This window comes from Actinophytocola sp., assembly GCF_035942955.1.
Classification (GTDB): domain Bacteria; phylum Actinomycetota; class Actinomycetes; order Mycobacteriales; family Pseudonocardiaceae; genus DASYTH01.
Genome location: NZ_DASZCQ010000184.1, coordinates 1 through 9,890 on the forward strand (window position 1 = coordinate 1; position 9,890 = coordinate 9,890).

At 71.7% G+C, this 9,890-nt stretch carries 9 protein-coding genes; 1 reads left to right on the forward strand and 8 read right to left on the reverse strand.

The annotated features are described in order from the left end of the window. On the forward strand, window positions 1-374 hold a 374-nt coding region (locus VGX25_RS18110), incomplete at its 5' end, for an AraC family transcriptional regulator (RefSeq protein ID WP_326918991.1). A gap of 103 nt (window positions 375-477) precedes the next feature. Here VGX25_RS18110 and VGX25_RS18115 read toward each other — a convergent pair. From VGX25_RS18115 to ruvC, 8 genes are all read right to left on the reverse strand, one after another. Beyond that, complete coding sequence (locus VGX25_RS18115) at window positions 478-2,781, reverse strand: bifunctional (p)ppGpp synthetase/guanosine-3',5'-bis(diphosphate) 3'-pyrophosphohydrolase (RefSeq protein WP_326918992.1); 2,304 nt, start codon at window positions 2,779-2,781, stop codon at window positions 478-480. Window positions 2,782-2,879: 98 nt separating this feature from the next. Continuing rightward, window positions 2,880-3,410: an adenine phosphoribosyltransferase gene (locus VGX25_RS18120; RefSeq protein WP_326918993.1), complete on the reverse strand. Its 531-nt coding sequence runs from the start codon at window positions 3,408-3,410 to the stop codon at window positions 2,880-2,882. A 5-nt stretch (window positions 3,411-3,415) separates the two neighbouring features. Continuing rightward, window positions 3,416-4,720 (reverse strand): protein translocase subunit SecF, encoded by a 1,305-nt coding sequence (gene secF, locus VGX25_RS18125; RefSeq protein WP_326918994.1) that lies wholly within the window; start codon window positions 4,718-4,720, stop codon window positions 3,416-3,418. A 2-nt stretch (window positions 4,721-4,722) separates the two neighbouring features. Continuing rightward, window positions 4,723-6,558: a protein translocase subunit SecD gene (gene secD, locus VGX25_RS18130; protein WP_326918995.1), complete on the reverse strand. Its 1,836-nt coding sequence runs from the start codon at window positions 6,556-6,558 to the stop codon at window positions 4,723-4,725. 175 nt (window positions 6,559-6,733) lie between these two features. Beyond that, window positions 6,734-7,099: a preprotein translocase subunit YajC gene (gene yajC, locus VGX25_RS18135; protein WP_326918996.1), complete on the reverse strand. Its 366-nt coding sequence runs from the start codon at window positions 7,097-7,099 to the stop codon at window positions 6,734-6,736. Window positions 7,100-7,181: 82 nt separating this feature from the next. Next, window positions 7,182-8,246: a Holliday junction branch migration DNA helicase RuvB gene (ruvB, locus tag VGX25_RS18140; protein ID WP_326918997.1), complete on the reverse strand. Its 1,065-nt coding sequence runs from the start codon at window positions 8,244-8,246 to the stop codon at window positions 7,182-7,184. A gap of 181 nt (window positions 8,247-8,427) precedes the next feature. Then, entirely contained in the window at window positions 8,428-9,024 is a 597-nt protein-coding gene (gene ruvA / locus VGX25_RS18145; RefSeq protein ID WP_326918998.1) for a Holliday junction branch migration protein RuvA, read from the reverse strand. Window positions 9,025-9,187: 163 nt separating this feature from the next. Next, window positions 9,188-9,757, reverse strand: coding sequence for a crossover junction endodeoxyribonuclease RuvC (gene ruvC / locus VGX25_RS18150; protein ID WP_326918999.1), 570 nt, complete (start codon window positions 9,755-9,757; stop codon window positions 9,188-9,190). Window positions 9,758-9,890: the final 133 nt, after the last annotated feature.

Consider the following 9,890-nt stretch of genomic DNA (forward strand, 5'->3'; position numbering starts at 1 on the left):
GATCGGACGAGGCCGCGCAGCGCGTCCTGGCCGCCGCGGTCGCCTCGCGCACCGACGCCGACCGCGACCCGGTCGCCGCCGCGGTGCTGCGGTTGCTGCGCGGCGGCGCGGCCGTGGGGTCGATCGCCGGCGCCCTCGGCATGAGCCAGCGCCAGCTGCACCGCCGGTGTCTGGCCGCTTTCGGTTACGGCGCAAAGGTTCTGCACCGGGTGCTGCGGTTCGACCTGGCGGTGCGGCTGGCGCGGTCGGGCTCGCCGTTCGCCGATGTCGCCTACCGGGTGGGCTACGCGGACCAGGCCCATCTGGCCAGGGAGGTCAAGGCCCTGGGCGGGGTGCCGCTCACTCGCCTCGTCCGTGGCTCGGCGGAGCCCTGACGGCGTCCACGGTGATCCACCCACCCCGCTCGTACGGCAGCTCGACGACGCTTCCGGTCGGCAGCAGGGACCACAGAGACGGCTCGGAGCCCGGCGGTCGGTGTCAGGAGGCGGAGGTCACCCGGTAGACGTCGTAGACGCCCTCGACGCTGCGCACCGCCTTGAGGACGTGGCCGAGGTGCTTGGGGTCGCCCATCTCGAAAGCGAAGCGGCTCACCGCGACCCGGTCCCGCGAGGTGGTGACCGAGGCGGACAGGATGTTCACCCGCTCGTCGGCGAGCACCTTGGTCACGTCGGACAGCAGCCGGTGCCGGTCGAGCGCCTCCACCTGGATGGCCACCAGGAAGACCGAGGAGGCCGACGGCGCCCACTCGACGTCGACAAGGCGCTCCGGCTCGGCCATCAGGTCGGTGGCGTTGGTGCAGTCGGTGCGGTGCACGCTCACACCGCCGCCCCGCGTGACGAAGCCGAGGATGTCGTCGCCGGGCACCGGGGTACAGCAGCGGGCCAGCTTCACCCAGACGTCGCTGGTGTCCTTGACCACCACGCCGGCGTCGCCGGTGGAGCGGCGCCGGGTGACCGTCGACGGCGTGGAGCGCTCGGCCAGCTCGTCCTCGGCGTGCTCGACGCCGCCGAGCAGCGCCACCAGCCGCTGCACCACGTGCCGGGCCGAGGTGTGGCCCTCCCCCACGGCCGCGTAGAGCGCGCTCACCTCGGGGTAGCGCAGCTCGCGGGCCAGCGCGGTGATGTGGTCCACCGACACGAGGCGTTGCATCGGCAACCCGATCCGGCGCACCTCCTTGGTGATCGCGTCCTTGCCGGCCTCGATCGCCTCTTCCTTGCGCTCCTTGGCGAACCACTGCTTGATCTTGGCGCGGGCCCGTGGCGACGAGACGAAGCCCAGCCAGTCCCGCGACGGCCCGGCGCCCTCGGCCTTCGACGTGAAGATCTCGACGACGTCGCCGTTCTCCAGCTTGCGCTCCAGCGCAACCAGCCGGCCGTTCACCCGCGCGCCGATGCACCGGTGCCCGACCTCGGTGTGCACCGAGTACGCGAAGTCGACCGGGGTGGCGCCGGACGGCAGCGTGTACACGTCGCCCTTGGGCGAGAAGACGAAGATCTCCCGCACCGCAAGGTCGTAGCGCAGCGACTCGAGGAACTCGCCGGGGTCGGCGGCCTCCCGCTGCCAGTCGAGCAGCTGGCGCATCCAGGCCATCTCGTCGACCTCGACGGCCTTGCCGTCGTGGGTGCCGCGGGTCTCCTTGTACCGCCAGTGCGCGGCGATGCCGTACTCGGCCGTGCGGTGCATGTCGTGCGTGCGGATCTGCACCTCGAGTGGCTTGCCGTCCGGGCCGATCACCGTGGTGTGCAGCGACTGGTAGACGCCGAACCGGGGCTGGGCGATGTAGTCCTTGAACCGGCCCGGCATCGGCTGCCACAGCGCGTGCACCACGCCCATCGCGGCGTAGCAGTCCCGCACGTCCTCGACCAGGATGCGGACGCCGACGAGGTCGTGGATGTCGTCGAAGTCCCGGCCGCGCACGATCATCTTCTGGTTGATCGAGTAGTAGTGCTTGGGCCGGCCCTCCACCTTGGCGTTGATCCGCGACGCGTCCAGGTGGGTGGTCAGCTCGTCGGTGACCTTGTGCAGGTAGGTGTCGCGGGACGGTGCCCGGTTGGCCACCAGCCGGACGATCTCGTCGTACTTCTTGGGCTGCAGGATGGCGAACGCCAGGTCCTCCAGCTCCCACTTGACCGTGGCCATGCCCAGCCGGTGGGCCAGCGGGGCCAGCACCTCCAGCGTCTCGCGCGCCTTCTTGGCCTGCTTCTCCGGCGGCAGGAAGCGCATCGTGCGCATGTTGTGCAGCCGGTCGGCCAGCTTGATCACCAGCACCCGAGGATCCTCGGCCATGGCGATCACCATCTTGCGGATGGTCTCGGCCTCGGCCGCGGTGCCCAGCTTCACCTTGTCCAGCTTGGTCACGCCGTCGACGAGCTTGGCCACCTCGGGCCCGAAGTCCTCGCGCAACCGGTCAAGCGAGTACGCGGTGTCCTCGATGGTGTCGTGCAGCAGGGCGGCGACCAGCGTGATGGTGTCCATGCCCAGCTCGGCCAGGATCGTGGCGACCGCGAGCGGGTGGGTGATGTACGGGTCGCCGGACTTGCGCCGCTGCCCGCGGTGCATCTCCTCGGCGACGTCGTAGGCGCTCTGCAGCAGGGCGAGGTCGGCCTTGGGGTGCAGCTCGCGGTGCACCGCGGCCAGCGGCTCCAGCACCTGCTTGACCGGCGCCGAGCGCTGCGCGGTGATCCGCCGGGCGAGGCGTGCGCGCACCCGCCGTGTCGCCGACGGCGGGCGCGGCGCTGGGTGCTGTTCCTCGGCCGGGCCGGCCTCCACGTCCTGGCTCACCCACGCTCCATGTCAGCAGTCAGCTCCTGTGACCCCAGAATTCCGAGGATAACCTCGGATCGCCCGAAGAGCTGCCGGTGGTGAGCTAAACGGCGGTGCTACAGGGTCCGCAGCGCGTGCACCTTGTGCCCGGCCAGTCGGTCCCGACCGCCCAGCGCACCGATCTCGATCAGCACGCACACGCCGGTGACGACCCCGCCGGCCGTCTCGACCAGCTCGCAGGCCGCCGCCGCGGTGCCGCCGGTGGCCAGCACATCGTCGATGATCACGACGCCCTGGCCGGGCCGGATCACGTCGGCGGGAACCTCGAGCGCCGCGGAGCCGTACTCCAGCCGGTACTCGACCCGGTGCCCGACAACGGGGAGCTTGCCGGCCTTGCGCACCGGGACGACGCCGTAGCCGTGCGCGGCGGCGAACGCCGCGCCGAACAGGAACCCGCGCGCCTCGATCGCCCCGACGGCGCCGGTGCCGTCCCGGTCATGGGCCTCGGCGAACGCGTCCACCACGGCGGCCATGGCGTCCGCGTCGGCGAGCAGCGGGGTCAGGTCCCAGAACAGCACGCCCGGCTGCGGCCAGTCCGGAACCGACCGGACCAGGTCCAGCGCCCGCCCCAGCCTGCCCTCGGCCACGCCGGCTACCGGCGCTTCTTGCCGCTCGGCCGGCCCGACCGGCCCGGCGTCCTGGCCCGCTTGGCGTCGCTGGCCTTGGGGTTGCGCACCGGCACGCTGGAGGCCGCGGCCAGTGCCCGCTCGTGGCGCAGCTCGGCGTCCAGGCCGTCGTCGTCGGCGAGCGACTGCTCGACCGCCACCGCGCCGGTCGCGTCGGCAACGGGCCCCGCGCCGGCCGCGCGCCCGGCGGCCTTGCGGGCCAGGTTCTCCCGGCGCGCCCGCACCCGCGCGGCCTGCTGCTTGTACTTCGGCTCGGTCATCTTGAGGTCCACAAGCAGCGGCGTGGCGAAGAAGATCGACGACACCGCGCCGGCGATCAGACCCACCATCAGCACCAGCGCGAGGTCCTTGAGCACGCCGACGCCGAGCAGGCCGGCGCCGACGAACAGCAGCCCGGCCACCGGCAGCGTCGCGATCAGCGACGTGTTGATCGACCGCATCAGGGTCTGGTTGAGCGCCAGGTTCGCCGCTTCCGCATAGGTGCGCCGGGTCAGGCCGAGCAGGCCCCTGGTGTTCTCCCGGACCTTGTCGAAGACCACCACCGTGTCGTAGAGCGAGAAGCCGAGGATCGTCAGCAGGCCGATGACCGTCGACGGGGTCACCTCGAAGCCCACGAGGGAGTAGACCCCGGCGGTGACCGTCAGGTCGTGCAGCAGTGTCCCGATCGCCGAGACCGCCATCCACCGCTCGAAGGCGAACGCCAGGAAGACCGACACCAGCACCAGGAACACGGCGAGCGCGATCAACGCCTGGCGGGAGATCTCGCCGCCCCACGAGCCGCTGACCGCGCTGTCGCTGATCACCTGCTCGGTCGAGACACCGTTGGCGCCGACCGGCTTGAGGTCGTCGAACAACGCCTTCTTCAGCCGCGTGACCTCGTCGGCGTTCAGCGTCTCGGACTTGATCTGGATGCTCTGGGTGCCGCCGGTGCCCACGGTCTGCACCGTCGCCGGCTCCTTGCTCAGCGCTTGGCCGAACACCTCGGTCACCCGGTCGGTGGAGATCGGACCGGTGGCGCTCTGGGCCGGCATCTGGATCTTGGTGCCGCCCTCGAACTCGATGCCCAGGTGGAACCCGCGGAACACCATCGAGCCGACGCAGACCAGCACCAGCAGGCCGAGGGCGATGTACCAGACCTTGCGCTTGCCGACGATGTCGAACGCGCCCGTGCCGGTGTAGAGCCGCTCGAACACCCCGCGCCGCTTGGCGGGCGTCGTGCCGCGCGGAAGGTCCGGCGTGCGCGCCGTCGTGTCGGTGTCGTGGTTGGACATGATCACGCCTCCTTCCCGGCGGTGCCCAGCGCCGGCCGGGCGGCCGCCCGCTGCTCGGCCGCCAGCCGTTGCACGGCGCCGAGGCCGGAGAATCGCGGGCTGGACAGCAGCTTCGACGTCGACGCGAGCGCGACGAGCGGGTGCGTGACGAGGAAGACCACGACGATGTCGAGCACGGTCGACATGCCGATGGTGAACGCGAAGCCCCGCACCTGGCCGACCGCGAGCACGTACAGCACCACGGAGGCGAGCAGGATGACCGCGTCGGCGGACAGGATCGTGCGCCGGGCCCGAGCCCAGCCGCGCGGCACCGCCGAGCGGAAGGTCCGGCCCTCCCGCACCTCGTCTTTCAGGCGTTCGAAGAACACCACGAACGAGTCGGCGGTGATACCGATCGCGACGATGTACCCGGCCACGCCGGCGAGGTCGAGGGTGAACCCGATCCATCTGCCGAGCAGCACCAGCACCGCGAACACGATCGACGCGGACAACACCAGCGACAGGATCGTGAGGATGCCGAGCATCCGGTAGTAGAACAGGCAGTAGACGAACACCAGCGCGAGCCCGATCGCACCGGCGATCAGCCCGGCGCGCAGCGACGACAGGCCCAGCGTCGCCGAGACGGTCTCGGCCTCCGAGGACTCGAACGACAGCGGCAGCGAGCCGTACTTCAGCACGTTGGCCAGATCCTTGGCCTCGCTCTGCTTGAAGCCGCCGGTGCCGCCGTTGATCCGGGTGCTGCCGCCGACGATCGCCTCCTGGATGGTCGGCGCGGACACCACCTCGGTGTCCAGCACGAAGGCGGCCTGCTTGCCGACGTGCTCGGTGGTGTAGGTGGCCCAGGTCTTGCTGCCCTCACTGTGGAAGTTGAGGATCACGACGTAGCCGACGCCCTGGTCGTCGACCTGCGAGTTGGCGTCGCTGATCTGCCGGCCGTCCAGGAACGACGTGCCGAGGATGTAGGCGATCGGCTCCTTGCGGTCGCAGGCGGCCAGCGGCAGGTTCGGGTCGTCGTTGCCGACCAGCGGGTCCTTGTGGCCCGGCGAGCAGTCCAGCGTCGCCACCGCGGCCTGCTGCGCCGCCTGGTCGGCCTGCGCGGTGCCGTCCGGGCTCGGCGCGAGCACCGGATTCTGCCGGCACTCCTTGGCTTCCTTGATGAGCGTCGACGTCTCGACGGCGGGCGGCCGCTTGGCCGCGACGTCCGCGTTGTACGAGTCGAGGTCCTGCTTGTACTTCGTGCAGGCGGCCGCGGGGTCGGCCGGTTGGCCGGTGGCCGGCGGCGTGGGGCTCGGGCTGGGGCTGGTCGGCTGCCCGGCGGCCGCCGGGGCGGGCCGGCCCTGCGGGGCGCCGCTGCTCGGCTGGGATCCGGCCGACGGCGGCGTCTGCGAGCCCGAGGTCGGCGGCGGCTGGCTGCCCGATGTCGGCGGTGGCTGCTGCTGGTCCGGCTGGGGTCCGACCGGGATCGGCCCCTGCACCACCTCGCGGAAGTACAGGCGCGCGGTCTGGCCGAGGGTCTTGGCCTGGTCGCCGCCCTCGCCGGGCACCGTGATCACGATCTGGTTGCCGTCCAGGACGACCTCGGCGCCGCTCACGCCGATGCCGTTGACCCGGGTCTCGATGATCCGCCGGGCCTCGTTGAGCGCCTCCCGCGACGGCGCGTCGCCGGACTCGGTCCGCGCGGTCAGCGCCACGCGGGTGCCGCCCTGCAGATCGATGCCCAGCTTGGGCTTGGGCTGGTGGTCACCGGTGGCGAACACCAAGGCGTACAGGAGCGCCACGATGAACAGGAAGGACGCGAGATAGCGCCACGGGCGGAAGTGCCCGGCCGGTGTTGCCACGGTCGGTCGATCTCCTCAAACTTGCGCGGAGGTGCCCGGTTCACGCAGGTCGTGCGGTCCCCGGGCACGTGTTCTTGTCACACACCGCTGCGCCCGCATCCAAGACACAGCGCAAGCGGATGCGGGCGCAGCGTACCGGCTGCGGCGTAAGCCCGGTGTCACCCCAGGACCGGCACTACTTCGTCTTGGACTTGGAATCCGTCGTCGTGTCGACCTCGGCCTCGACCTCGGCCGGCTCGTCGACCGTCTCGTACTCCTCGACCTCATCGGAGACCTCGTCCTCGACCTCCGTGACCTTCTCCCGCACGGCGGCCCGCAGCCAGTTGGTCTCCACGCCGGGGGCGATCTCGAGGTCGACCGTCGTGTCGTAGGTGGCGGTGATCGTGCCGTAGAGCCCAGAGGTGGTCATCACCCGGTCGCCGACCTCCAGCGAGTTCTGCAGCTCCTGCTGCTGCTGCACGGCCCTGCGCTGGCGCCGGCTCATGAAATACATCATGAGACCGAGCAGCCCGAACAACAGGAGCATCGGAAGCAGTTCCATGTTTCTCCATCCGGCGGACGTTCACTGGCTCCCAGGTACGTCCGTTTTGTTCTGAGTTGTCTTCTCGCCGAGTGTGCCAGGCTTACTCTGCGGTGTGCGCGGGGTCACTCTCGTCGAACAGCGTAGGCGCCAGTTGCCCCGCGGCGTCGCGCGGGGGCGGCAGGCCGAGGTGCGTCCACGCCGCGGCGGTGGCTACCCGGCCCCGCGGCGTCCTGGCGAGCATGCCCACCCGTACGAGGTATGGCTCGCACACCTCTTCCACGGTAGCCGGCTCCTCGCCAACCGCAACGGCCAGCGTCGAGATCCCGACCGGCCCGCCACCGAACGAGCGGACCAGCGCGTCCAGCACCGCCCGGTCCAGCCGGTCCAGCCCGAGCTCGTCGACGTCGTAGACCTCCAGCGCGGCCCTGGCGACCGCGCGGGTGACCGAGCCGTCGGCCCGCACCTCGGCGAAGTCGCGCACCCGGCGCAGCAACCGGTTGGCGATCCGGGGGGTGCCCCGGGACCGGCCGGCGATCTCCGCCGCGCCGTCCGGGCGCAGGTCGACGCCGAGGATCGTGGCCGAGCGCCGGAGCACCTGCTCCAGCTCCTCGGGTGTGTAGAACTCCATGTGGGCGGTGAACCCGAACCGGTCGCGCAGCGGCCCGGTCAGCGATCCCGACCGGGTGGTGGCGCCGACCAGGGTGAACGGGGCGATCTGCAGCGGGATGCTGGTGGCGCCGGGGCCCTTGCCCACCACGACGTCCACCCGGAAGTCCTCCATCGCCAGGTAGAGCATCTCCTCGGCGGGCCGGGCGATCCGGTGGATCTCGTCGATGAACAGCACGTCGCCCTCGACCAGGTTGGACAGCATCGCGGCCAGGTCGCCGGCCCGCTCGAGCGCCGGCCCCGAGGTGATCCGCATGGCGCTGCCCAGCTCCGCCGCGATGATCATCGCCAGGCTGGTCTTGCCCAGCCCCGGCGGCCCGGACAGCAGCACGTGATCCGGCGGCGAGCCGCGCCCGGCCGCACCCTTGAGCACCAGCTCGAGCTGCTCACGCACCCTGGCCTGCCCGACGAACTCGGCGAGCCGCTTCGGCCGCAGGGTGGACTCGTCCTCCCGCTCGCCGGGTCCGACCAGCGGGGAGACCAACTCCTCTTCGGTCATGGCCGGCCCTATGCGATTCTGCGCGCGACGCAGCCGCGCCGGCGGGGCGTAGCCGACCGTGTGTCGCGTCGCATCCGGCCATTGCCCCGCCACCGCGACAGCGTGCCTTCGGCAACGGCGCGCTCGGTGGTCACCATGACTGCCGCCACTCCTCTTGCGTGGACCTCCACGTCATCCTGCATCAACGCTTGCTGCCCAGGGTGGTCAGTGCCTTGCGCAGCACGGCGGAGGTGTCCGAGGTGCCGTTCTCCAGCAGCACGCCGTCCACCGCCTGCTCGGCCTGCTTGGCCGCGAAGCCGAGGCCCACCAACGCCTCGATCACCGAGGAGCGGACGCCCTGCACCGCGCCGGCGACCGCCGAGCCGGACGTCGACGGCAGGGCGGAGACCTTGTCGCGCAGCTCGATGATCAGCCGCTCTGCGCCCTTGCGGCCGATGCCCGGCACCTGGGTGAGCACGGCGACGTTGCTGTCGGCCAGTGCGGTGCGCAGCTGCGCGGGCTCGAGCACGGCGAGCGCGGCCATGGCCAGCCGCGGGCCGATGCCGGACACGGTCTGCAGCAACCGGAACAGCTCGCGCGCCTCGGCGTCGGCGAACCCGAACAGGGTCAGCGAGTCCTCCCGGACCACCAGCGAGGTGGCCAGGGTCGCCTCCTCGCCGCGACGCAATGTGGCCAAAGTGGACGGTGTGGCCTGTACCGCAAGCCCGACCCCGCCGACCTCGACCACCGCGTGGTCCAGCCCGACCGAGAGCACCTTTCCACGTACCGAAGAGATCATCTGGTCGCTCCGTTCGGTGCTTGCGCGAGTCTGCGCGCAACGCAGTCGCGCCGGCAGGGCGCGGCTGCCCGGCCGGTGCGGTTACCCGGTCGGCGCCCTGCCACTGCAACAGCGTGCCATCGGCCCGGAGCGCGCCCGGTGGTCGCCTTTGGGTGCCGCGCGGTCATCTCGCAACACGTCCCCTCGCGGCCGTCAGCCGGGCCCGGTGCTTGCGGGCCAGCTCCGCGGCCTTCGCCTCGGCCTCGGCCAGCCGGTTGCGCAGCGGCGCCCGCCAGATGTGGCAGATCGCCAGGGCCAGGGCGTCGGCGGCGTCGGCGGGACGCGGCCGCTCCGGCAGCTCGAGCAGCCGGGTGACCATCGTGGTCACCTGTGCCTTGTCCGCCCGCCCCGAGCCGGTCACCGCGGCCTTGACCTCGCTCGGCGTGTGGAACATGACCGGCAGCCCGCGCCGCGCCGCGGCCAGCGCCACCACGCCGCCCGCCTGCGCCGTGCCCATCGCCGTGCGGACGTTGTACTGGCTGAACACCCGCTCCACCGCCACCACGTCCGGCTTGTGCTCGTCCAGCCAGGCGTCCACGATGTCGGCCACGGCCAGCAGCCGGGCGGACAGCGCGGCGTCCACCGGGGTGCGTACCACGTCGACCGCCACGCACCGCACCTCGCGCCCGGCCCCGCCATCCACGACGGCGATGCCGCACCGGGTCAGCCCGGGGTCGACACCCAGCACGCGCACGCCATCTCCCACCACCGTCCGTGAACACTCGTTCGAACCCTACGTCTCGCGCCAGGGCCTACGGCTGACCGACACGCCGGCCGGCGGTCGGCAGGTGGGTGTCGTGAGCCTTTGTGGTGCTACAGCCCCACAA

Bases quoted from the DNA above. Each gene is read 5' to 3' on its own strand.
- secF (WP_326918994.1), bottom strand. From the start codon at position 4,720: ATGTCCAACCACGACACCGACACGACGGCGCGCACGCCGGACCTTCCG.
- yajC (WP_326918996.1), bottom strand. From the start codon at position 7,099: ATGGAACTGCTTCCGATGCTCCTGTTGTTCGGGCTGCTCGGTCTCATG.
- ruvB (WP_326918997.1), bottom strand. From the start codon at position 8,246: ATGACCGAAGAGGAGTTGGTCTCCCCGCTGGTCGGACCCGGCGAGCGG.
- ruvA (WP_326918998.1), bottom strand. From the start codon at position 9,024: ATGATCTCTTCGGTACGTGGAAAGGTGCTCTCGGTCGGGCTGGACCAC.